Source organism: Albimonas sp. (assembly GCF_055129145.1).
In genome coordinates, this window is sequence record NZ_JBSRTQ010000083.1 from 1 (window position 1) to 20,817 (window position 20,817).

The following is a 20,817-nucleotide window of genomic DNA, read 5'->3' on the forward strand; positions in this document are numbered from 1 at the left end:
GCGACCCGGCCGAACTGCTCGGTCCAGGTCCGCGTCGGCAGCGACGGCACAGCGATCACGTCGACCGACCGGTAAAAGCTGACGAGATCGCCGGGGCCCACTGGACCGACGAACTTGACACGATCGGCGACGCCGCGGTGACCGCGACGAGCCGGGTGGTGGAGGTGATGAGTTCCTCGAACTGCCACGTGGGCAGCTCGCACGTATCGATCTCGACCTCGGCCCAGCGCACGTGTGCGCCGGTTCGGCTGGCGACCCGCAGCCACGGCGCAACGTTGGCTTCCTCGTCCAGACGTGAGAGCACCAAGCCGGTTCCCAGCCCGAGCCGGGAGCTCAGAGAATCGGCGAGCCACGACAGCAGCGTCGCCCGATCCGGTCCGATGACCACCCCGGACGGATAGGCACCGACCAGATCGGCGATCGCGACGCGAGCTGCATCGGCGATGAGGGCGTCGTCGCTGCCCTGGGCGTCGATCCGGTCGAAGGCGCGGCGCAGGCTGTCGACGATGCGCGCGGCCCGGTCGCCCTCGGCCGCCACCCGGTCGAGCGACTCGCGCGCCTCGGCGAAGTCGGGTTCCGGCCGGTCCAGCCAGCGCCAGGCGGTGCGCGCCCCGGTGACCACGGCCTGCAGCGGCTGGTTGAGCTCATGGGCCATCGCGGCCGACAGCGCCTCCAGCGTCGCCAGCCGCTCGGCCCGGGCCTGACGCTCCGCCAGCAGCGACCGCACGAGGCGGGTGCGCAGCGCCGTGATCTCGGCCAGCAGCGCCAGCATCACCACGCTCGCCGACAACAGCCCGCAGACCCGCCCCGCCCACCAGCCGACGCCGTAGCGCACGCCGCCGCCCAGCCAGCTCATCAGCAGCACCTCGGCCAGCCCCGCCACCAGGGCGACGCAGAGCCACAGCTCCACCACGCAGCGCCGGCCGAGCAGCATCAGCCGGATCCCGATGGCGAGCGCCGCCGCGCTCATCAGCGCCGAGGCCGCGGCCACCCCCATCCACAGGTCGGTGATACGGAGCGGATCGGCCATGAACCGGGGCGCGAGCGGGTGGCCCAGCGTCGCCAGCAGCGTGACCGCGACGGTCGCCGCGACCGCCGCCAGCGCGCCCAGCGCGATGCGCCGCTCCGCCCCCGCCGCCGGCGCGGGGCGCCCGAAGCGAAGCTGCGCCAGCATGTAGCCGAGCGCCGCCGCCGGGAAGGCCAGCCGCCGGAAGGCCGCGATCACCGCGGTGGTCTGCGGCCCGCCGCCCAGCAGCCCGTCATCGGAGAACGCGCCGGGAAAGGACAGCGCCCAGGGGGCTGCGGTCAGCCCGCAGAACAGGAAGCCGAAGGCGAGCAGCAGCATGCCCGGGCGGCGATAGGCGCGGTACTGCGCCAGCAGCAGCGCCGCCGTCACCACGTCGTTGATGAGGATCGCGGCGGCGTAGGCGGGCAGGAACCGGCTGGAGCCGGGCAGCGCCAGGCCCGCGAAGGGCGCGGTCAACGCCACCCCCGCCGCCATCGACACCAGCAGCGCGACGGCGAGCAGCCCCTGCCGGCCGGAGAAGGGTTCCGCCCCCAGCGCCGCCTCGTCCAGCAGCGGGCGCTGCGCCGCCTCGGCGGTGGCGGCCGGCGCGGGGACGGGCAGGATCAGGCGCGTCTCGAGGTTCATCCGCGATCACTCCGGCGCCTCCCCGGCCTTTCCAAGGCGCGAACCGGTTGGGATGCACCGGTCGAGGCGCGACGATGCTACCCGATCCCGTGGCCCCGGTCGATCCGATCCCCGCGGCGGGCGACCTCCGCCGGCAGGGCCGCCCCCGCGACTGCGCCGGGACGTCCGGCCGCGGTCGACGCGGCGCATCGCCGGGGATCCCCGCCGGGGCGAGGGCGAGCAGGCACAGCCGCTCGATCCGCCCGACCCCGCGCCCGCTCTCCCTTGCGCTCCCCCGCCCGCTCATCGCCGGTCCCGCTCCCGCGGGGCATGCACGCTGGGCAGCTCGCCGAAAAGGCGGCGGCAGGCGGCGGAGGCGAGGGCGGCCCCGCGGAGGGTTTCGCCGCATCCTCCGCGCCGGCCGGGGCCTTGCGCCCCGCGGCCTCGGCCCGGGTCAGCCATTTCGCGACCGGCATGGCCTGTCGCCGATCAGGATGCCCAGCAGCCGCAGCCCAACGAGACGAGGTAGATCTTCCTGCGCGGCCTCCGCCGTTCGCGATGCTCGGTTCAGGCCCCGGCCTGGCGCGCGCCCGCCCCGCGGCCTTGGCGAAACCGGCCGCGTCCTTGGCGTTTCCGCCGCGAATCCGGCCGGTCGCGCCCTGTCCTGGTCCGCCCTGCCCTGAATCGAAAGCGAAGGGCCGCGTCAGGCCGGGGCGTTCCCGCCCGCCAGCGCCGCGCGGATGCAGCGGATCAGCGTCTCGTCATGCACCGGCTTGATGAGCCAGGCGAAGGCCCCGCGCGCCATCCCCGCCGCGCGCTGCTCGGGCTCGGCCCAGGAGCTGAGAAAGATCACCGGCGGCGGATCCCCCCGCTCGATCAGCCTCGCCTGAAGTTCCAGCCCGTCCATGCCGGGCATCTTCAGATCGAGCAGCAGGCAATCGGGGCGCGGGTCGCGCGGCGCGGCGAGCAGGGCCGGCGCCGAGGCGTAGGCGACGCAGCCCAGGCCGATGGAGCGGAGCAGGTCGTCGAGCGCCTCGCGCAGCGCCGCATCGTCGTCGACCACCGCGACGAGCACGGAAGCGGGAGCGACGCCGGAGGCGGGGGCGGAGAGCGCGGACTGGGACAAGCGGGCGGGCCTTTCGCGGCTCGGAGATGCGCACCGGGCTTTGAACGTGATGTGGACCCGAGGCCGGGGCCGCGCCACTGACCATTGGTTTAGGCCGGCCCGGCGACCGGACGCTCAGCCCGCCTCCAGCGAGGCCGCCAGCCGCACCAGATCGGGCACCGTACGCAGGCCCAGCTTGCGCATCAGCGCGCCGCGATGGAGCTTCACCGTGATCTCGCTGATGCCGAGCTCGCCGGCGATCTGCTTGTTCATCAGGCCGCGGACCACGCCCCGCATCACCTGGCGCTCGCGCTCGGTCAGGCTCTCGGCCCGGGCGGCGGCGTCGCGGCGCGCGGCAAGCGACAGGCGGCGCGCGCGATCCGCATCGAGGGCGGCGGCGACCGCGTCGAGCAGGTCCTGGTCGCGCACCGGCTTGGTCAGGAAATCCGAGGCCCCGGCCTTCATCGCCTGCACCGTCATCGGAATGTCGGCGTGTCCGGTCAGGAAGATGATCGTCGGCGCGGCGCCCCCCGCCTCCAGCAGGGCCTGAAGTTCGAGCCCCGACAGCTCCGGCAGGCGCACGTCGAGGATCAGGCAGCCGGGCCGGTCGGGCAGCCCGGCCGCGATCATCGCGCGGGCGGTGGCGAAGCCGCGGCTGTCCAGCGAGACCGAGCGCAGCAGGTCGGCGATGGCCGCCCGCACGCCCGCATCGTCGTCGACGATCAGCACCAGGGGCGCGGGTTCGGCTTGGCGGTCAGGAAGCGCGGGCATCGGCTGTCGGGCGCATGGCGGCGACGGGACGGGCCGAGGCGGAGCGCCTGCGGGACTTTGCGGAACGGTCGGACATGCGGGCGGCCTTGTGGCGGAGGGCGACGACACAGTCTCCGCCCATGGGCCCCGCGCCGCAACTTGTCCCATGGCGCCGCCGACCCCCTACCTGAGGATCGTTCGGGAGGGCGATCGTTCGGAAGGGGGGCGTTCAGGCGACGCCCCGCCGGTCCCGGCGCCAGGCGGCGGGGGTCGCGTCGTAGCCGCTGCGGAACGGGCGCGTCAGATGGGCCTGGTCGGTCAGCCCGCAGGCCGCAGCGATGCGGCTCAGCGGCTCGTCGGTCGCCAGCATCATCTCGCGCGCCCGCTCCAGCCGCCGGGCGACGACCCAGACGTGGGGCGAGACCCCGAAGCTGCGCCTGAAGGCCCGGCCCACTCCGCTCGGAAGCCCGCTCAGAGCCCGGCGACGAAGGCCTGGAGATCGCGGTTGATCGCCTCCGGATGCACGCTCGCCATGCCGTGCGGGTAGCCCGGATAGGTCTTCAGCGCGCCGTTGGGCAGCAAGGCCACGGCGAGCTTCGCGGTGGCGTCGATCGGCACGATCTGGTCGTCCTCGCCATGCATCACCAGGGTCGGGACCTCGATGGCCTTGAGATCCTCGGTGAAATCGGTCTCGGAGAAGGCCTTGATGCAGTCGTGATGGGCCTTGGTCGAGCCGGTCATGCCCTGCCGCCACCAGTTGCGGATCAGCCCTTCGGACACCTCGGCGTCCGGCCGGTTGAAGCCGTAGAACGGGCCGGAGGCGATATCGAGGAAGAACTGCGCCCGGTTCAGCATCTGCGCCTTTCGAAAGCCGTCGAAGACCTCCATCGGCACGCCGTTGGGGTGCGAGTCCTTCTTGACCATCACCGGCGTCACCGCGCCCATCAGCACCAGGCCCGCGACCCGGCCGGCCTTGGCGCGGGCCACGTAATGCGCGGCCTCGCCGCCGCCGGTGGAATGGCCGATATGCACCGCCCCCTTCAGGTCCAGCGCGTCGGTCAGCGCGGCCATGTCCGCGGCGTAGGTGTCCATGTCGTTGCCATGTTCGGTGGCGTCGGACCGGCCGTGGCCGCGGCGGTCATGGGCGATGACCCGGAACCCCTCGCCGAGGAAATGCAGCAGCTGCGGGTCCCAGTCGTCCGCCGACAGCGGCCAGCCGTGATGGAAGACCAGCGGCCGCGCGTCGCGCGGGCCCCAGTCCTTGTAGAAGATGCGGGCGCCGTCCTGGGCGGTGACGAAATTCATCGGGAGGATCTCCTTGTCGGGCGGGAGCAAGTCGGTGGCGGCGCGCGCGCCCGGATCCGCGAGCAGCCCGAGGCCGATGACCCCGCCGAGCGCCGCGCCCCCGACCAGCGCCGTGCGGCGGTCGAGGATGAGGCGCGGGGTGGGGAGGGAGGCGGGGGGGACGGCGGGATCGGGCATCGCATGTCTCCGGACAGGCGGGGCGGGGCGGCGCGCAGGCCCTGCGCGCATCTCCAACCTGCCCGATCGGGCGCGGGCTTTCCGCTGTGCTTGCAGGTCGTCCGCCTATCCTTGGGTAGAGGGTCCCGGCGCCCGAGGGTCCGGTCGCCCCCCCCGACTCCGTCCCGTCCGCGCCTTCCGCATCCTGCGGTCGATCACAGGATCCCCGGCGCGCGTCGGCGCCGGCCGCATCGCGCGGCGAGTCCCCTGAACGGCTTGATGCGGTTGAAGAACCTTTCAACGAGATTGCGCTGGCGACAGACCCGCGGGCTGAATCTGAAGGCATCTCCGCAGGTCACGCGCACCGGGATGATCGCCCATGCCTCGTCGGTCAGTTCGCAGCGGCGCATCGGCAACCGCCTTGTCCGAGGAGACTGAACCAGATCCGCGCTCAAGAAGGACTCCCGTTTATGCGCCCGCGCCCTAAGAGCCCGACTCGGAATCCGACGGGCGGAGCGTGGAACCGCGCCAAGCATCTGACAAGCATGCGGATATGGGCGATCAGCAGCCAGGCTTCGGAGCTGGCTGTCGACGCCTCCCAGCCCTTGGCGAGACGGGGCGAGCGGCCCAACCATGCGAAGGTCCGCGCGATCACCCACCGGCGCGGCAGGACCTCGAAACCCGACGCTGCATCGGAGCGTTTGATGATCTCGATGCGCCAGTCGCCATGGCCCTCCATGGCCTCGTGCAGTTTCGGCCCGGCATAGCCGCCATCGGCGAAGACATGCCGCAGCCAGGGCCAGGTATGGCGGATCGAGCGCAGCACCCAAGGGGCGCCGTCACGGTCCTGCACATCGACGATGCGGACGACGGCGCCGGCCATCAGGCCCGGGGTGTCGGTCACGCCCGCGCTGGGGCCGGGTTCGCGGTCCTCCCGCTCCCGCGTCGCCATCGCCAGCACGTGGTTCATCGCTCGCAGCAGACCGCCGTCGCGCCAGCCGTAGACGTATCGCGGCGCGGTGGCGAAGGGAGGGAAGTCCCGCGGAAGCTGGCGCCATTGGCAGCCGGTGGATGCGATGTACCGGATCGCGTTCACCACCGCCCGCAGTTCGTCTTCCGCGGGCGTCTCAGGCGGCAGGTGCGGGAAGCGGCGGCGCGATCAGCCGCCATTCCCGATCCGTTGGATCGCTTGAATGCGCGCGCCCTCGCCGGGCATGATCCCGGCGAGCGGTCTAAGTCCAGGCCATTGCCGGCTCCATCCGGTCTCGCAAACGGACGGAATCACAACCTGCTGAGATCGCTCAACTCGTTTCGGGTTCGGCTCTGAGGCGACTCCGTCGACTTGCCTCCGCTCCGCGCCCTGATCGAGAGCGGCGCGGCTGCGGTCGAGGATGCGCGCCCGAGGCCGACGATCATGATATCGGCGACGCCGCCGACGCATGGAGAACCGATGGGAACCCGCCGCGACGGCATAGCCTCGGCGCAGACATTGCCGCAAATTTCCGAAAGGCAAGGCGCCAATACTTCAAAATATGAATATTCGTTTTTCAAATGATTCCCTGCCGATCCGATCAAAATCGGCCTCGCCACGAAAACGAAATTCTGCGCTTCAGGCGTTTGCGCTTCTCGATGGCTGCCGCTTCTCGATGGTTGCTCAGGCGGGCCGCCGGAAGGCTCCGTGCGAGAGCGGCCGGGGTCAGAAACCGAGCTTCGGCAGCAGGCGCAGGCGCTTGGCCGGCCACAGGTCGCGAATGTCAGGCTCCGCATCTTCGCGCTCCCGGTCAACCCGCGCGAAGCCTGGCGCACGGCCGGGCCGAAACGTCTTGGGCAGCCCGCACCGTCGAGGCTCTTCCGGGATGCTGCGGAGGCCCGCCTGCCGCTTGCGCGGCCTGGGCAGAACAGGCGCCCGAAGCCGACTGTTCTGCCCAGGCCCCGGATCCGCATGCCAGGGGAACGCGCGCATCCGCCGCTCCCGCGCCCCCGCCATGCCTGTCGCCGCCTGTTCGCATCACCGCCGCGGCGCCGCGAGCCTCAACCGTCCTCGACCGTTTCACGTACGGAGAGCACGGCGTCGACCGCGATCTCATCGCCTCCCGCGAGGCGCAGACGCGGGGCGTCTCCGCCCAGGCGGATCTCCGTCACGCGGTCGCGGACCAGCCCTGGCGAACCGCCGAGATGCGAATCCTCCGTGTAATAGTCGATCCGGAACCCGTAGAGCCCGTCCGGCGCCGTGCCCGACGCCGTCGCGCCGGACCAGCTGAGCTCGGTCGCCGCAGGATCCGCTTCGGCCCGCGCCACCTCCGCCCCGTTGGCGTCGGTGACCACCAGCACCGCCCGTTCCGCCCCGGCCCGAGGCGTGGTCTCGATGCTCAGCGGCGCGCCGTCGAAACGGGTGCGGGCGGCGGCCTGAACCTCCTTGCCGATCCATTGCGCCAGACCGGCGTCACCGCCGTCGGACAGCAGGCCGAAGATCGCGTCCAGCCGATCGTTGGAGCGAATCTGCTGCTCCACCGCCGAGAAGGCCGCCAACTGCGCCACGAACTCCGTCGAATCCAGCGGCTTGAGCGGATCCTGGTTGCGCATCTGGGTGGTGAGCAGGGCCAGGAACGTCTCGAAATCGCCGGCCGCGGTGGCCAGCGCGTCCTCCGCGGTCGCCTTCGGCGCGGGCGTCGCGACGCCGGTCGCGGAGGCGGTGGCGGCGAGGGTCGTGGCATCGAGGGTCATTTCAGGCTCCTACACTCTCAGGTCCAGGCCGTCGCGCGGGCCGAACGGCCCCCTTGGCTGCGACGCGTGGGCGAATTGCGGGGCGGCGTCTTCGACCGGCCGGCCCGCGCCGGCGCCGTTCCCGCCCGAACCCTTCCCGTCGGCGCCGGCCCCACCGGCGCCGGACCAGGCCCCCGCGCCGAAGCGCAGCTCCGCACGCGGATGACCGGCGTCGGTCAGCGCCTGGGACAGCACGTCGGCATGGCGACGCAGAAGGTCGGCCACATCGGGGCGATCCGCCACGATGGCGGCGGTGACGCCATGCTCGCCGCGCCCGAGCGTCAGACGGACCCTGCCGAGCTCCGGCGGGTCCAGGCGCAGTTCCACGACCCCTCGCCCACGCCGGGACAGCGCGACCGAGAGCTGATCGCCGACCGCACGCGCGAGCTCGGGCCCGCCGGGATGCGGCGGCGGCATGACGACGCTGGCCACGCCGCCGCCGCCCGGGGTCGAGATCAGGCCGGAGGCAAGCGGCCCGAGGTCGCCGCCGTCAGCCGACGACGCCGCCTGCGCCTCGTCGCCGGCCGCCGCCGCGGCCGCCATCCGGACGCCGAGTTCGGCGGCGGAGGGCGAACGGGCGCCGACCATGCGGCGCGGATCGGCGAGGGTCATCGCCACCGGAGCAGCCGCGGGGGCGCCCGGCGCCGACGTGGTTTCAACGACGGCCGCGCGATCCCCTGACCGTCGAGACAGGGCGGGCTCGGCAAGCGCCGCCGCCTGCTCCAGCGATGGCGGCGCCTGTGTCGCGCCAGGATCCATGCGGACGAAATTCACCCCTGCCGCTCCGGCCGCGACCTGGGCGGTCGCGACGGGGGCCGGGAGTGCGGCCTCGCGCGCCGGCAGTTGCGGAAGTTCGGCCTTCGCCTCGACGGGCGGCGCCTCAGGCGTTCGCCCGAGCGGCCCCCGCCCGGCGATCGGAACGCGGCCCAAGGCGATGCCGGCGTCATCGGTGACGGGCCGCGCGGCGATCATGTCGATCCGGTCGGCCCGGGTCGCGGGCGACGGCGCGGCGGACAGGGCGGGATCAGGGCTGCCACGGGGCGCCGGTTCGCTGGCGTCGGTCACCGGCGCAGACGGCGGGAGCACCGAACGGGCGCGCGGCTCCGCCGAGCCCGGCAGCTCCGGTTTCGCGGGCCCGGGCGGAGGCGGCATGCGTGCGCCTTGCGCGACGGCCTCACCGTCCGCACGGCCCGGCGCAGCGCGAATCGCCGTCTGAATCCGGATGGCTTCGTCATCCGTCCGGATCGCCGAAGCGGTGGAGGACGCCGTCTGATCCGGGACGCCGGTTTCCGGTCTCGCCGGCGGCGCGGTCGCGAACGCGACGCCGGCGGGCGATGGCGCGTCGACTGCGACGGACGTCGTCGACGGCGCATGCACGGCGGCGTCGGCCGTCGGCTCCGCCTCGATCTCATCTTCGCGAACCAGCGGGCCGGCGGGGGGGAACAGGACTCGTCCGGACAGCGCGGCGTCTGCGGGGACGGGCGCCATGTCGGCGGCGGCGGCTTCGGAAGCCCCCGCATCCTCCTCACCGTCGGCAAGCGCGAAAGGCGGCCCGGACTCCATCGCGGCGGCGTCGTCACGCCTGGCGCCGGAGGACGAAGGTCGGACGGACGGGCGACCGGTGAAGGCGGCGGGGGAAGCGATCTCGGTCATCGGCGCGTTCTGCTCCGTTGCAAGGCAAGGCCCGAAGATCGCCGCGAATCATTACCGAACGTTTACCAACGCGCACTAAACCGGGCGGCAGGAGGAACATCGGATGACCGAAACCACCCTCGCCCCCCGCCCGACGCCGGGCGTGGCGACGCCGCCCCTGACCCGCCTGGCCCGCGATCCGGCCGCGCTGCGCACCGCCGCGGAGGCGTTCGAAGCGATGTTTCTCGCGGAAATGCTGTCGCATGCCGGCCTCGGCGAGACGCCCGAAGCCTTCGGCGGCGGCGTGGGCGAGGATGCCTTCGGCAGCCTCCTGGTGCAGGAGCAGGCGAAGATGCTGGCCGCGCGCGGCGGAATCGGCCTGGCCGAAAGCCTGATCCGCTCCATCGCCCGACGCGAGACGGCGGAATGAGCCTCTTCGGCACGGGGATCGGGGACCGTCTGCGGGCGGCCTCATGGCGCGGTCGCGTGCGGCAGGTGCTCGCGCTGCTGGACGAAGAGCGGGCGCTGATTCTGCGCGGCGACATTCGGGGCCTGGCCGGGCTCGCGCCGCGCAGCCGCACGGCGTTGGATGAGCTGACCGTCGCCGCAGCGCCGGAGACACGGGACAGCGAGCCGGATCTGGAGCTTATCCGCGCCTCGGCCAGCCGCAATCGGCGGCTGCTCGGCGCGATGATGGAGGGCGCGGCCCAGGCGCGGCGCGAGTTGGCCCAGGCCGAGAAAGCCAGCAAACGGCTCGGCTACGACCGCGCCGGCGGATCGCTGGGGGCGGGCGATTCGCGCCCCGGGCGGCGGGCGTGACGGCTGAGGCCGGACGTCCTGCCGGATACGCGGAGGCTCGGCGGCCTTGCGCTGCCAGCGCGGTGCGGCGACTTCGCCTGAAGGCGCCGCCACCCGCAGGCCAGCTTGCCCGGCCCGATCCATGACGCAGCAACGCCGAGTCCGCCGCGGCGCAGATGTCGGTTTTTTCGGCGCTTCAAACAGCTTGGAAACGGCAGGCGCCTGCGGCCGGGTTGAGCGCAGAAACGCCACGCCCCATCGTCCTTGAACGCGCCTGGCCCCCTCGCCCTGGCGCCGCCGACCTCTCCGGGCCGAAGCGCCGCTCGCGCGATTTCACGCGCCGCCTCCTCCGGATCAAGGCAGGGAACCTCGCTCAAAACCGCGATTGCACGAGGCTGGCGAAGCTGGTCCCGACCTGCTGCAACAGGCTCAACGCCACGGTCCCGCTGGCGACCGCGGCGGCGCCGTTATTCGCCGCATCGCGGGCCAGGTAGCGACGGATCAGCTTCTCGACATTCTCCGGATCGGCGAAGGCCTCGACCGAGCGGGTGCCGAACAGATCCTCGGTCTTGTTCTGAAGAATCGCGCGTTGCTGGTCGATATCGATCTGCGAGAAGGAGGATGGGAGCCCATAGGCCGTCTCCAGCACCTGGCGCAACGGCAGGTCGCCCATCACCGAGAACCAGACGCCGCCCGGAGACGACGCGTTCGCCGCCTTCTCCGCGAAGGCCCCGAGTTCCCGACGTGCGTTCAACGCCAACCGCAACGCTTGATCGGAGTCGCCGACCGCGGTGTCGAAGCTGCGCTCCTTGTAGGCCGCCACGATCTCGCCGACGAATCCGGCGCGACCGACCCGCGACCCGGTGACATCGCCATATCCGAAGGCCCTCGCCATCTTCTCATAGCGAGTGTCGACCAGCTTCACCGCGAAGCTCTCCGGATCGAGCGTGTTGCTTTCCAGCGCCTTGCGGATGAAGGCGCGCTTGTCGATCTCGTCCTCCAGGCCGAAGGCGGTCAGGGCCACGTTCAACAGACGGCGGTCGGAGACGAGATCCCCCGGCGACGTCGCCTCGCCGATCTTTTCGGCGAAATAGGCGGCCTCGCGGTTGATGTCGGGGCTCTTCGCGAACGTGTCGCGCTGCGAGGTCTCGACCCGTTGCAGCAGCAACCATCCAGCCACGCCGCTCAGCGGAAGCACCGGTGCGAAGGCCATGTTTCCTCTCCTAAACGCGCTATTCGGCCGCCGAAGCGGCGGCGAGCAGACGTTCCTCGCGCGGGAGGAGCGTGCGCAGGGTCTTCAGGGCCTGGTAGTAGTGTTCGGCGATCACATGTTCGGTCGCTTCGGTCAGGCGGGCGCGGCTGTCGGGGTCTTCGAACACCTGGCTGAGCTGCTCGATCCCGACCAGCAGCTGGCGTCGGGCTTCGACCGCTTCGGCCTCCCCCGCCAGCACCAGCTGGGCGATGTAGCAGACCCGCCGCACCGGCGTGGTGACCTCATGCGGATGGATGGCGTCACGCAGGCGCAGGACATTGGCTTCGGGCGACAGGATGTTGATCCGGGTGCGTCGCGGCCCGTTCTCCATCACCACGCCGTTGACCATGACCCGTTCTCCGGGTCCGAGCTTGAGGATCAGCCCCGGCATCAGTCGCGCTCCGTCCCGCCACGCAGGCCCTTCATGACCGCGGCGTTGATCTCGATGAGCGCGGAGGCGTCGGCCTGCTTGTTCAGCACCTTGTGCGAGTGCTTCTCCACGAAGCCGGCCAGCGAGATCAGGCTGGCGCGCAGCGGATCGGGCAGGCCGTTGCCATCGGCGGCGAGATCGGCGGCGAGCGTCAGCCAGAGCCGAAGGTTGTCATGCACCGCTTCGGCCAGCCGGAAATAGGCGAGCTTGTCGCCGGCGGCGAAACGGGCGGAGCTGTCCGACAGGCGATGCGTGGCGCGGGCGAAAACCCGATACTCCGCCTGTCGCGGGGTCAGCACCGCGTCGCGGGCGTCGCCATAGGCCGCGCCGAGGGCCGAGCCTGGGCCCGAGCCGGCGCGCCCGGAAGCGGAGCGGTTGGAAAGGGTGGCGTGGGTGGTCATCTCGGGTCCTCGGGCACGCGCTCCGGACCAGCCGGGCGCCGATCTGGTCTTCAGTCCGCCGCCGACGCGCTTCGGGCGTCGTCAGGAACCCCGCCCGTCGCCACGCCGCCCCGAAAGATGGACGGATCGTGCGCCTGGACCTGACTGGCTGATCGGGCGGGCCGGCGCCGTCGCAGGTGCGCGACCAGGCGGCCTGATATCGCGCGTCTGGCGCTGACAAGCGCATCGACGCGTCCCGAAAGGCGAGGCCATGTCCCGGGCGGGCACGCCGCGCCGAACGCGCGGGCGCCGTAGCGGGAAGGCCGGGAGGGTCCCGGCCTTCCCGGTCTCAGCTCACCGGAACAGCGACAGCACGCTCTGCGGCGCCTGATTGGCGATCGAGAGAGCCTGGATGCCCAGCTGCTGCTGCACCTGCAGGGACTGCAGACGGGCCGAAGCCTCCTCGAGGTTGGCGTCGACCAGGGCGCCGATGCCCGACTTGAGCGCGTCCGACAGCTTGGCCACGAAGTCGGCCTGGATGTCGATGCGGCCCTGGACCGAACCGAACTCGGCCGCGGCGTCGATCGACCCCTGGATCAGGGACTCGATGTTGGCCAGCGCATTCTGCGCGCCGTCAGCCGTCGACACATCGATGCCGTCGAGACCGACCAGACCGCCCGAGGACACGCCGCCCTCGCCATCATCCACCGTCAGCGCCACCGTAGCGGCGTTGTCGTTGTCGATCTGCAGCGTCGGCGGCGAGGTGACCACGTCGTCCGACAGATTGACCTGCACCGAGATGCCGTCGAGACCGCCGGCGTCGATCACCCGCTTCAGGCCGGTCGCCACGTCGTTGAGCGTATCGCCGTCCTTCGCGGTGTAGTCGAAGTTCTGGCCGCCGAGCGAGATGCGGAAGCCGTCGCCCTTGGTGACCACGCCGCCGGTGTTGCCGGCGCCGCCCAGAGACACGGTCTCGGCCCGGGCCGTCAGCGTGCCGGTCGCGCCGGCCGCCAGCGCAGCCTGGGCGCCGGCGGCGTCCGGGTCGACCACGACGGTGGTGGACCCCGACGCGCCGTCGATGTCGATGGTGTCGAACTTGTTGGTCGAGGAGATGGTCACCACGCCCGCGCCCGTGACGGCGGTGCTGACGCCTTCCACGCCCAGGTTGGCGAGACCCGCGGCGACGATGTCGTCGAGGTTGGCAACCGTGATCGCGGCGCCGGTGTTGTTGGTGTAGGTGAACTGCTCGTCGCCGAAGTTGATGGTCAGCGTGTCCGCATCCGCCAGGTCGGTCGCCAGCGTGAGGGTGGCGTCGTTCGCGGCGTTGGACAGGGTCGCGCCGGCGCCGACGGTGTAGGTGCCGTCATCGGCCACGGTGCCGATGCGGTTGATGGCGGCGGCGGTCACGACCGTGCCGGACTCGGAGGTCAGGTTCTGGCCGGTGAACGAGATCGAGGACGAGGCGACGGCGCCCGAGCTCGAGCGGTCCAGCGACGAGAGCACCGCGGTGTCGTCGTAGTTGTCGACCAGGTTCTTGCCGTTGAACTGGGCCGCGCCGAGCACCGAGGTGATCTGGGCGGTCAGCGCCTTGATATCCGTCTGGATCTTGCCGCGGTCGACGTTCTCCTCCTGGGCGGAGACGATCTTGCCCTTGATCTCGGTCAGCAGCTCGGTGACCGTTTCCGCCGCCTGCCGGCCCACCGCCACGGTGGACTCGCCGAGCGACAGCGATTCCGAGATGCCCTTGAAGCCCTTCACGTCGGACTGCATGACCGACGAGATGGCCCACACGGCCGCGTTGTCCTTGGCGGAGCCGACCTTCTTGCCGGTCGAGATCTGGGACTGAATCCCGGTCAGGTTCTTGTTGATGCTGTTGAGGGTCTGGAGCGCGACCATCGCGCTGTTGTTCGTCAGAATGCTGGCCATTGCTGCGTATTCCCGTAGCCGGCGACGCATGTCGCGCCGCAGTTTCATGATCGATCAGGCTTCGCCTGCTCGAAGAGAACCGCCGTTCTGACGGAGCGCATCGGGCGTTCGACCCGCCGCGCCGGCCCACCCTGAGGCCGCTGACGAGGACTTTTGACGGGAAAATCATAACGCGGAGTTACCGGGCCCCACCCCGTTGGCTGCAATCTGAACGACCGGCCTGCCTGCCACGGCTTATGCTCAGGAAGCATCTGAAAAGGAACGCTTTTCAACGCCCTCGCCCGCCGATTGGCCGGCGTCCGCCGCGCCCGATTCGCCGAGCGCCGCGGCCAGCCTCGCGAAGCTGTCCGCCGCGCCCGCCGGCGCCTCCGCCGCGCAAAACGCGTCGAGCGCAGGATAAAGCCGCACCGCCCGGTCCGATTCGGGATCCGCCCCCTCGCGCCAAAGTCCCGCCTGCAGCATCGGCTCGGCCTTCTCATGCAGGCCGAACACCCGCCGCGCCGAGGCGATCAGCCGATTCTCCGTGGCCGAGGCGCAGGCCGGCAGCGCCCGCGACACCGAGCGCCCGACATCCACCGCCGGGAATCGCCCCCGCTCGGCGATGCCGCGTTCCAGCACGGCATGGCCGTCGAGCAGGCCGCGGGTCATGTCGGCCACCGGCTCCTCCATGTCGGACCCCGCGACCAGGACCGAGAAGATCCCGGTGATGTCGCCGCGCCTGCCGTCCGGCCGCTCCGGCCCGGGTCCGGCGCGTTCGACCAGCGCCGCCAGCATCGCAGCGGTGGAAGGCGGGTAGGCGCGCAGGGACGGCGGCTCGCCCGCGGTCAGCGCCACTTCGCGATGCGCCTCGGCGAAGCGCGACAGGCTGTCGACCAGCAGCAGCACATGCCGCCCCTCGTCGCGCAGATGCTCGGCCACCGCCATCGCGGTCCAGGCCGCCCGCCGCTTGACCAGCGGCGACTGGTCCGAGGTCGCGCAGACCACGACCGACCGCGCCATCCCCTCCGCCCCCAGCACGCTTTCGGTGAATTCGCGCAGCTCGCGCCCGCGCTCGCCGATCAGCGCGAACACCACGCAATCGGCCTGCACCCCGCGCGCGAGCGCGCCCAGCAGGCTGGACTTGCCGACGCCGGATCCCGCGAAAAGGCCGATTCGCTGCCCCTGCACCAGCGGCAGCAGCGTGTCGAACACCGACAACCCCGTCGCCAGCCGGGCGCCGAGCCGCGCGCGCCGCATCGGATCGGGGGCCGGCGGGCGCAGCGGGACCGCGTCCGGGCCCTGGCGCAGCATGCGCCCGTCCATCGGCGCCCCGAAGGCGTCGACGACCCGCCCGATCCAGGCCTCGCACGGGCGCAGGCCGGGGTCCGGGGTCAGCGTCACAGCGTCTCCGAGGCCGATTCCATAAGAGGGGCCGTAGGTCATCACCGTGGCCCGGCCGTCGGCGAGCGCCACGATCTCCCCCTCCATCGGAGGCGAATCGCGGACCGCGATTTCCACCCGGTCGCCCAGCCGGGCCCGGGGCGCGAGGCCCAGCGCCGTCAGCGCCCCGCCATCGGCCCGCGTGACGCGACCGATTCGCCGCATTGCGGGAACTGCGCGCAATTCCGCGCTCAAATGCTCCAGATCCATGGGTTTCGGGCCTCCTGCCCTGCCGATCGCCGCCGCCGGTTACGACTTGTCAACGAACGCCGGTTAATCCCGGGTTTCGAAGCCTCCGGAGGAGAAACCCCGAGATGAGCGGCGGACTGAAAATTCTGACCCTGGCCGAGTCGCTGGCGAGCTTCGCCGGCTCCCGGCAAACCGTGCTCTCGCGCAACGTGGCCCATGCGGATACGCCGGGCTATCGCGCGCAGGATCTCACGCCGTTCTCGCGGACCTATGAGGCGATGGAGGCGACCGAGGACGGTCTCGCCTTCCGCCCCCGGGCCACGCGCATCGGCCATGTCGATCCCGACGCCGGCCCGGCGGGATCGGAGGAAGTGCAGGCCTCGTCCCGCGGCGCCGCCTCCCCCAACGGCAACGACGTTTCGCTGGAGGACCAGATGGTCCGCGCCTCCGAAACGCGGCTCCAGCACGAGCTGGCGCTGGGCGTCTGGCGCAAGTCGCTCGACATTCTGCGCGCCGCGATCACGCCGCCGCGATGAGGTCGATCATGGACATGGACGCCGCAGGCCCCCCCCGGGCCGTCGCGGTCCGGACCCTCCCTTTTCCGTTCCGGCGCAGGGCCGGGGGCGCCGTATCGCGCCGTGCCGCCCACTTGCGCCCGAAACCGTTTCCGTCCGCTGAACAGGAGCCCTGGCAATGAGCGATCTTGTCGAGGCGATGGCCGCATCGGCCAGCGGCATGCAGGCCCAGGCGACCCGCCTGCGGCTGAGCGCCGAGAATCTGGCCAACTCCGACACGCCCGGCTACCGGCGCAAGACCGTGCCGTTCGAGGCGATGGACCCCGAACGCGCCGACGGCGCCGCGGTCCGCGCCGGCCGGCTGCGCCTGTTCCAGGGCGATCTTCCCAAGGTCCACGACCCCTCGCACCCGCTCGCCGACGCGCAGGGCGACTATGAGGGATCCTCGGTCGAGCTGATGACCGAGGTCGCCGATTCCCGCGAGGCGCAGCGCAGCTACGAGGCCAATCTCCGCCTGCTCGACCAGGCCCGGCAGATGAGCCGCGGCCTGCTCGAGATGCTGCGCCGCTGACCCCTGCCCCCCCCGACCGGAGATCGAGATGAACGTCGCAGACAGCCTTGCCGCCCGCTTCTACCAGGGCCTCGCCCCCGCCGTGGGCGCAGGCCCGCCCGCCGGCGCCCCCCGCCCGCAGGAAAGCGCCGGCGCCCCGTCCGGCCGCAGCTTCCTCGGAGACGCCGCGCGCGGCTTTCTCGACGCCCTGCGCGCCGGAGAGACCACGGCGATGAAGGGCCTCGCCGGATCCGCCGACATGCAGTCGGTGGTGACCGCGCTCGCCTCCACGGAGATCGCGGTGCAGACCGCGGTGACCATGCGCGACAAGGTGGTCGAGGCCTATCAGGAGATCCTGCGCATGCCGGTCTGATCCCCGCCGCGGCGCCCGGCCGGCTCCCCCGCCCCGGGCTCCCTCCAAGCGCCCGGCCGCGCCGCCCGCCGGCGCGACCCCGGACGACGCCGCGCGCGGCGCCGTCCCCGGGGCCCGATCACGGGCCCCGGTCAGGAGACGCTCCCCCGATGTCCCCCCCCCCTATGCGTCGACCCCCGACGCGTTTCCCCCAGACGCGTTTCCCGACGCGCCCGTGCCCGCGATGACCGAAACGATTCTCTACGACATGCTCAAGCAGGGCCTGTGGGCGGCGATCGTCGCCTCGGTCCCGATCCTGTCGGTGGCGCTGATCGCCGGGCTGGCCATCGGTCTGGTGCAGGCGCTGACCTCGATTCAGGAGATGACGCTGACCTTCGTGCCCAAGCTCGCCGCCATCGCCGCCACCTTCTGGCTGGCGATGGGCTTCATGGGCTCGACCTTCGTGGACCTGTGGAAGGACATGCTGATCCCGCTGATCGCCTCGGGGCCGTCATGACCGCCGGCCCGCGGTCCTCCTCCCCTTCCGCGCCGCCTGCGCCTGCGACGCCCGGGCGACGCGCCGTCGCCCGTCGCGGGCGCGACGCCGTCCCGGCCGCCCCGGCGGCAGGGCGCGGACCTGTCCGCGCGGATGGCGGGGTCGGCGCCGGCCTCCGTCGCGCCTCGCACCGCGCGCCGCGTCACGGCGCCCCAGGCCTGCCCGCGCTGCTCGCCGCGACCTTCCTCGCCGCCGCCTTCCTGCCGCTCGCGCTCCCGGCCGCCGCAGCCACCCCGCCCGACGTCCGCCTGCCCGCGCTCTGCGAGGCCGCCGCCCGCCGCGCCGCCGCGGCCGAGGACGTGCCGCTGCGCCTGCTCCGCGCCATCTCGCTCGCCGAAACCGGCCGCAAGCGCGACGGAAGGTTCGAACCCTGGCCCTGGACCGTGAACATGGAGGGCGAGGGCCGCTGGTTCGACGCCCCCGGGCCCCTGCTCGACTGGGTCCGCGCCCGTCAGGCCGCCGGGGCCCGCAGCTTCGACCTCGGCTGTTTCCAGGTGAACCATCTCTGGCACGGCCAGGCCTTCGACGATCTCGAGCAGATGCTCGACCCCGACGAAAACGCCCGCTACGCCGCCCGCTTCCTGCGCGCGCTCCGCGACGAGACCGGGTCCTGGGAAACCGCCGTCGGTCACTACCATTCCCGCACGCCGGACCTCGCCTCGGGTTACCGCGCGCGGGTGCTGCGGTTCGCCGAGCTGCCCGCCCCGGAGCTGGCCGAGGGGCTGCCGCCGCCCCGCGGCGCGCCGCTGCGCACCCTCCCGCGGCCCGAGGCGTCCATGCGCCTCTTCGCCAGCCTCTCGCCCGCCGACCGGCTGGCCGAGGCGCGCCGGGACGCGCGCGCCGACGCCGCCGCCGCCAGCCTCGCTTATGCCTGGCTCTCCGCCGTCGCCGAGCCGCCGCGGCTCGGGGACCCGGCCGGCGCCGCGCCCTCCCGCGGGCTCCTGCGTCACGCGCAGCCGCTTTTCGGCCAGGGAGTCCGCTGACATGCCCAAGCTGACCGTCGCCGGGCTCTATCAGCCCACCGTGATGCTGGCGCTGGCGCTGATGGCGATCATCGTGATGATGATCCTGCCGATGCCGTCCTGGGTGCTGGACGTGGGCCTCGCCGCCTCCTTCGGCATCGCCATCCTGATCTTCACCAACGTGCTGTTCATCGAACGCCCGCTGGATTTCTCCGCCTTCCCGACGATCCTGCTCGCCTCCCTGATGCTGCGCCTCAGCCTCAACGTCAGCTCCACCAAGCTGATCATCGGCGAGGGCCATACCGGCACCGGCGCCGCCGGCGACGTGATCGAGGGCTTCGCGATGTTCGTGATGGGCGGCTCGGTCTATCTCGGCCTCGTCGTCTTCGGCGTGCTGCTGATCGTGAATTTCATCGTGATCACCAAGGGCGCCGGGCGCATGGCCGAGGTCGGCGCCCGCTTCGCGCTCGACGGCATGCCCGGCAAGCAGCTCGCCATCGACAGCGACATGGCCGCCGGCGCCATCTCCCACGACGAGGCCCGGACGCGGCGCAAGATCGAGCAGGAGGAGACGACCTTCTTCGGCTCGCTCGACGGCGCCTCCAAATTCGTGAAGGGCGACGCGGTGGCAGGGCTGCTGATCACCCTGCTCAACCTGCTGGTCGGGCTGGCGATCGGGGTGCTGGCCCATGACATGCCGCTGGACCGGGCGTTCGAGACCTATGCGATTCTCACCGTCGGCGACGGGCTGGTCACCCAGATCCCCTCGGTGATCATCTCGATCGCCACGGCGCTGCTGCTGGCCAAGGGCGGGCTGATGGGCTCGACCGACCGGGCGCTGATCGGGCAGCTCGGCGGCTACCCGGCGGCGCTGGCCACGGTGTCGGCGCTGATGGCGGCCTTCGCGCTCGCCCCGGGCCTGCCCTTCGTGCCGTTCCTCGGGGGGGCGGCGCTGCTGGCCGGGGCGGCCTGGCTCGCCTGGCGCGAGCAGGCGGCGAAGAAGACGCGCGAGGCCTTGACCGCCAAGGGCGAGCCCTCCGCCCAGTCCCGGTCGGAGCGGCCGCTGGGCGACGTGCTCGACCTCGACGAGATCCACGTCGAATTCCACCCCGACCTGGTGGCGACGGTGATGGACGAGGCGACGGGCCTCGGCGCCCGCATCGCCAACATGCGCAACCATGTGGCCCAGGTCTACGGCGTGGTGATCCCCGAGATCCGGCTGACCGACCAGGACGCGCTGCCGCCCGGCGGCTACGCCATCCGCATCCAGGGGGTGGAGATCGCGCGCGCGGTGCTCGAACCCGACAAGACCCTGATCCTGCTGGGCGAAAACCCCGACGGCGCCCCCCCGGGCCGCGATGTGAAGGAGCCGGTCTACGGCGCCCCCGCCCGCTGGATCGACCCGTCCCTGCAGGAGGACGCGGCGATTCTCGGCCTGCCGGTGGTCTCGCCCACCGAGGTCGTCGCCACCCATCTTCTGGAAACGGTGAAGGAGAATTTCGCCCGCCTGTTCTCGCGACGCGCCCTGCGCAAGCTGCTCGACAGCTTCGTCAAGGTCTCCGACCCGGCGCGGGCCGAGGCGAACCGCCGGATCCTCGACGAGTTCATCCCCGAGAAAGTGCCCGTCGACCTGCTGCAGACCGTGCTGCGGCTGCTGCTGGAGGAGAAGGTCTCGATCCGGAACCTGCCGCTGATCCTGGAGGCGGTGGCCGAATCCCGTGGTCATCTCGGCGCGCCGGAGGCGATCGCCGAGCATGTGCGCCAGCGGCTGGGCTTCCAGATCGTCGCCGAGATGCTGGAGGAGGACGGCGCCCTGCCGCTGATCCAGCTCTCCCCGGAATGGGAGGAGACCTTCTCGGCCCACGAGGTGAAGGACGGCGACGGCGCGGGCGACGTGGCGCTGCCGCCCTCGGAGTTCAACCGGCTGGCCGCAGCGGTGGCCGACAAGGTGGCGAAGGCCGGGGCGGACGGGCGCTATCCGGCGATCGTGACCTCGACCCGGCGGCGGCGCTTCCTGCGCACGGTGCTGTCGGCCAAGGGCGTGCGCAACCCGGTGCTGAGCTTCGAGGAGATCGGAACCTCCGGCCGCCCGACCCTGCTGGGCCAGGCATGACGCGCGCGCGCCAGCCTTGGCCCCCCCCGCCTCG

General features: G+C 72.1%; 21 protein-coding genes and 1 pseudogene. 8 read left to right on the forward strand and 14 right to left on the reverse strand.

Translation table 11 applies throughout. The features are described 5' to 3' along the window. Positions 1 to 55 precede the first annotated feature (55 nt). The 9 genes and pseudogenes from ACTB72_RS13605 to ACTB72_RS13645 form a co-directional block, all read right to left on the reverse strand. Complete coding sequence (locus tag ACTB72_RS13605; protein WP_463037541.1) at positions 56 to 1,651, reverse strand: aminotransferase class V-fold PLP-dependent enzyme; 1,596 nt, start codon at positions 1,649 to 1,651, stop codon at positions 56 to 58. 682 nt (positions 1,652 to 2,333) lie between these two features. Then, entirely contained in the window at positions 2,334 to 2,756 is a 423-nt protein-coding gene (locus ACTB72_RS13610) for a response regulator transcription factor (protein ID WP_463037542.1), read from the reverse strand. Between the two features lie 114 nt (positions 2,757 to 2,870). Further along, positions 2,871 to 3,506, reverse strand: coding sequence for a response regulator transcription factor (locus ACTB72_RS13615; protein WP_463037543.1), 636 nt, complete (start codon positions 3,504 to 3,506; stop codon positions 2,871 to 2,873). Between the two features lie 208 nt (positions 3,507 to 3,714). Next, entirely contained in the window at positions 3,715 to 3,939 is a 225-nt protein-coding gene (locus tag ACTB72_RS13620) for a helix-turn-helix domain-containing protein (RefSeq protein WP_463037544.1), read from the reverse strand. A 17-nt stretch (positions 3,940 to 3,956) separates the two neighbouring features. Next, positions 3,957 to 4,967 (reverse strand): alpha/beta fold hydrolase, encoded by a 1,011-nt coding sequence (locus tag ACTB72_RS13625; protein ID WP_463037545.1) that lies wholly within the window; start codon positions 4,965 to 4,967, stop codon positions 3,957 to 3,959. 194 nt (positions 4,968 to 5,161) lie between these two features. After that, positions 5,162 to 5,401, reverse strand: coding sequence for a hypothetical protein (locus ACTB72_RS13630; RefSeq protein ID WP_463037561.1), 240 nt, complete (start codon positions 5,399 to 5,401; stop codon positions 5,162 to 5,164). Further along, a pseudogene (locus tag ACTB72_RS13635) lies at positions 5,398 to 6,193 on the reverse strand (transposase). The gene ACTB72_RS13630 and the pseudogene ACTB72_RS13635 overlap by 4 nt, the downstream one beginning before the upstream one ends. A gap of 784 nt (positions 6,194 to 6,977) precedes the next feature. After that, entirely contained in the window at positions 6,978 to 7,670 is a 693-nt protein-coding gene (locus ACTB72_RS13640) for a flagellar hook capping FlgD N-terminal domain-containing protein (RefSeq protein ID WP_463037546.1), read from the reverse strand. A 9-nt stretch (positions 7,671 to 7,679) separates the two neighbouring features. Continuing rightward, positions 7,680 to 9,362, reverse strand: a complete 1,683-nt coding sequence (locus ACTB72_RS13645; RefSeq protein ID WP_463037547.1) for a flagellar hook-length control protein FliK — start codon at positions 9,360 to 9,362, stop codon at positions 7,680 to 7,682. A gap of 103 nt (positions 9,363 to 9,465) precedes the next feature. On the opposite strand from ACTB72_RS13645, the gene ACTB72_RS13650 reads away from it, so the two are divergent. Then, positions 9,466 to 9,771 (forward strand): rod-binding protein, encoded by a 306-nt coding sequence (locus ACTB72_RS13650; RefSeq protein WP_463037548.1) that lies wholly within the window; start codon positions 9,466 to 9,468, stop codon positions 9,769 to 9,771. Then, positions 9,768 to 10,160: a hypothetical protein gene (locus ACTB72_RS13655; protein WP_463037549.1), complete on the forward strand. Its 393-nt coding sequence runs from the start codon at positions 9,768 to 9,770 to the stop codon at positions 10,158 to 10,160. The genes ACTB72_RS13650 and ACTB72_RS13655 overlap by 4 nt, the downstream gene beginning before the upstream one ends. Before the next feature lie 352 nt (positions 10,161 to 10,512). Here ACTB72_RS13655 and ACTB72_RS13660 read toward each other — a convergent pair whose 3' ends face one another. The 5 genes from ACTB72_RS13660 to ACTB72_RS13680 form a co-directional block, all read right to left on the reverse strand. Continuing rightward, positions 10,513 to 11,352: a DUF1217 domain-containing protein gene (locus ACTB72_RS13660; RefSeq protein ID WP_463037550.1), complete on the reverse strand. Its 840-nt coding sequence runs from the start codon at positions 11,350 to 11,352 to the stop codon at positions 10,513 to 10,515. A gap of 19 nt (positions 11,353 to 11,371) precedes the next feature. After that, positions 11,372 to 11,782 (reverse strand): flagellar biosynthesis repressor FlbT, encoded by a 411-nt coding sequence (flbT, locus tag ACTB72_RS13665; protein ID WP_463037551.1) that lies wholly within the window; start codon positions 11,780 to 11,782, stop codon positions 11,372 to 11,374. Then, complete coding sequence (gene flaF, locus ACTB72_RS13670) at positions 11,782 to 12,222, reverse strand: flagellar biosynthesis regulator FlaF (RefSeq protein WP_463037552.1); 441 nt, start codon at positions 12,220 to 12,222, stop codon at positions 11,782 to 11,784. The genes flbT and flaF overlap by 1 nt, the downstream gene beginning before the upstream one ends. Before the next feature lie 333 nt (positions 12,223 to 12,555). Further along, positions 12,556 to 14,127 carry a flagellin N-terminal helical domain-containing protein gene (locus tag ACTB72_RS13675; RefSeq protein WP_463037553.1) on the reverse strand — a complete coding sequence of 524 codons (1,572 nt, stop codon included), beginning with the start codon at positions 14,125 to 14,127 and terminating at the stop codon, positions 12,556 to 12,558. A gap of 240 nt (positions 14,128 to 14,367) precedes the next feature. Next, complete coding sequence (locus ACTB72_RS13680; protein ID WP_463037554.1) at positions 14,368 to 15,756, reverse strand: FliI/YscN family ATPase; 1,389 nt, start codon at positions 15,754 to 15,756, stop codon at positions 14,368 to 14,370. Between the two features lie 104 nt (positions 15,757 to 15,860). Between ACTB72_RS13680 and flgB the strand changes: the two genes are divergently transcribed. From flgB to flhA, 6 genes are all read left to right on the forward strand, one after another. After that, entirely contained in the window at positions 15,861 to 16,271 is a 411-nt protein-coding gene (gene flgB, locus ACTB72_RS13685; RefSeq protein ID WP_463037555.1) for a FlgB family protein, read from the forward strand. Between the two features lie 157 nt (positions 16,272 to 16,428). After that, entirely contained in the window at positions 16,429 to 16,821 is a 393-nt protein-coding gene (gene flgC, locus ACTB72_RS13690; RefSeq protein ID WP_463037556.1) for a flagellar basal body rod protein FlgC, read from the forward strand. Positions 16,822 to 16,849: 28 nt separating this feature from the next. Next, positions 16,850 to 17,173 carry a flagellar hook-basal body complex protein FliE gene (locus ACTB72_RS13695; RefSeq protein ID WP_463037557.1) on the forward strand — a complete coding sequence of 108 codons (324 nt, stop codon included), beginning with the start codon at positions 16,850 to 16,852 and terminating at the stop codon, positions 17,171 to 17,173. Positions 17,174 to 17,396: 223 nt separating this feature from the next. Then, complete coding sequence (locus tag ACTB72_RS13700; RefSeq protein ID WP_463037558.1) at positions 17,397 to 17,669, forward strand: flagellar biosynthetic protein FliQ; 273 nt, start codon at positions 17,397 to 17,399, stop codon at positions 17,667 to 17,669. Continuing rightward, positions 17,666 to 18,691, forward strand: coding sequence for a lysozyme family protein (locus tag ACTB72_RS13705; RefSeq protein WP_463037559.1), 1,026 nt, complete (start codon positions 17,666 to 17,668; stop codon positions 18,689 to 18,691). Before ACTB72_RS13700 ends, ACTB72_RS13705 begins: the two co-directional genes overlap by 4 nt. 1 nt (position 18,692) lies before the next feature. Next, positions 18,693 to 20,783, forward strand: a complete 2,091-nt coding sequence (gene flhA, locus ACTB72_RS13710) for a flagellar biosynthesis protein FlhA (RefSeq protein WP_463037560.1) — start codon at positions 18,693 to 18,695, stop codon at positions 20,781 to 20,783. Positions 20,784 to 20,817 lie beyond the last annotated feature (34 nt).

Excerpts from the sequence above, each read along its gene's own strand:
- ACTB72_RS13705 (WP_463037559.1), top strand. The coding sequence starts at position 17,666 with ATGACCGCCGGCCCGCGGTCCTCCTCCCCTTCCGCGCCGCCTGCGCCT.
- ACTB72_RS13695 (WP_463037557.1), top strand. The coding sequence starts at position 16,850 with ATGAACGTCGCAGACAGCCTTGCCGCCCGCTTCTACCAGGGCCTCGCC.
- ACTB72_RS13660 (WP_463037550.1), bottom strand. The coding sequence starts at position 11,352 with ATGGCCTTCGCACCGGTGCTTCCGCTGAGCGGCGTGGCTGGATGGTTG.
- ACTB72_RS13675 (WP_463037553.1), bottom strand. The coding sequence starts at position 14,127 with ATGGCCAGCATTCTGACGAACAACAGCGCGATGGTCGCGCTCCAGACC.
- flhA (WP_463037560.1), top strand. The coding sequence starts at position 18,693 with ATGCCCAAGCTGACCGTCGCCGGGCTCTATCAGCCCACCGTGATGCTG.
- flgB (WP_463037555.1), top strand. The coding sequence starts at position 15,861 with ATGAGCGGCGGACTGAAAATTCTGACCCTGGCCGAGTCGCTGGCGAGC.
- ACTB72_RS13655 (WP_463037549.1), top strand. The coding sequence starts at position 9,768 with ATGAGCCTCTTCGGCACGGGGATCGGGGACCGTCTGCGGGCGGCCTCA.
- flaF (WP_463037552.1), bottom strand. The coding sequence starts at position 12,222 with ATGACCACCCACGCCACCCTTTCCAACCGCTCCGCTTCCGGGCGCGCC.
- flgC (WP_463037556.1), top strand. The coding sequence starts at position 16,429 with ATGAGCGATCTTGTCGAGGCGATGGCCGCATCGGCCAGCGGCATGCAG.
- ACTB72_RS13680 (WP_463037554.1), bottom strand. The coding sequence starts at position 15,756 with ATGGATCTGGAGCATTTGAGCGCGGAATTGCGCGCAGTTCCCGCAATG.
- ACTB72_RS13605 (WP_463037541.1), bottom strand. The coding sequence starts at position 1,651 with ATGAACCTCGAGACGCGCCTGATCCTGCCCGTCCCCGCGCCGGCCGCC.
- ACTB72_RS13625 (WP_463037545.1), bottom strand. The coding sequence starts at position 4,967 with ATGCCCGATCCCGCCGTCCCCCCCGCCTCCCTCCCCACCCCGCGCCTC.
- ACTB72_RS13615 (WP_463037543.1), bottom strand. The coding sequence starts at position 3,506 with ATGCCCGCGCTTCCTGACCGCCAAGCCGAACCCGCGCCCCTGGTGCTG.
- flbT (WP_463037551.1), bottom strand. The coding sequence starts at position 11,782 with ATGCCGGGGCTGATCCTCAAGCTCGGACCCGGAGAACGGGTCATGGTC.
- ACTB72_RS13645 (WP_463037547.1), bottom strand. The coding sequence starts at position 9,362 with ATGACCGAGATCGCTTCCCCCGCCGCCTTCACCGGTCGCCCGTCCGTC.
- ACTB72_RS13640 (WP_463037546.1), bottom strand. The coding sequence starts at position 7,670 with ATGACCCTCGATGCCACGACCCTCGCCGCCACCGCCTCCGCGACCGGC.
- ACTB72_RS13700 (WP_463037558.1), top strand. The coding sequence starts at position 17,397 with ATGACCGAAACGATTCTCTACGACATGCTCAAGCAGGGCCTGTGGGCG.
- ACTB72_RS13650 (WP_463037548.1), top strand. The coding sequence starts at position 9,466 with ATGACCGAAACCACCCTCGCCCCCCGCCCGACGCCGGGCGTGGCGACG.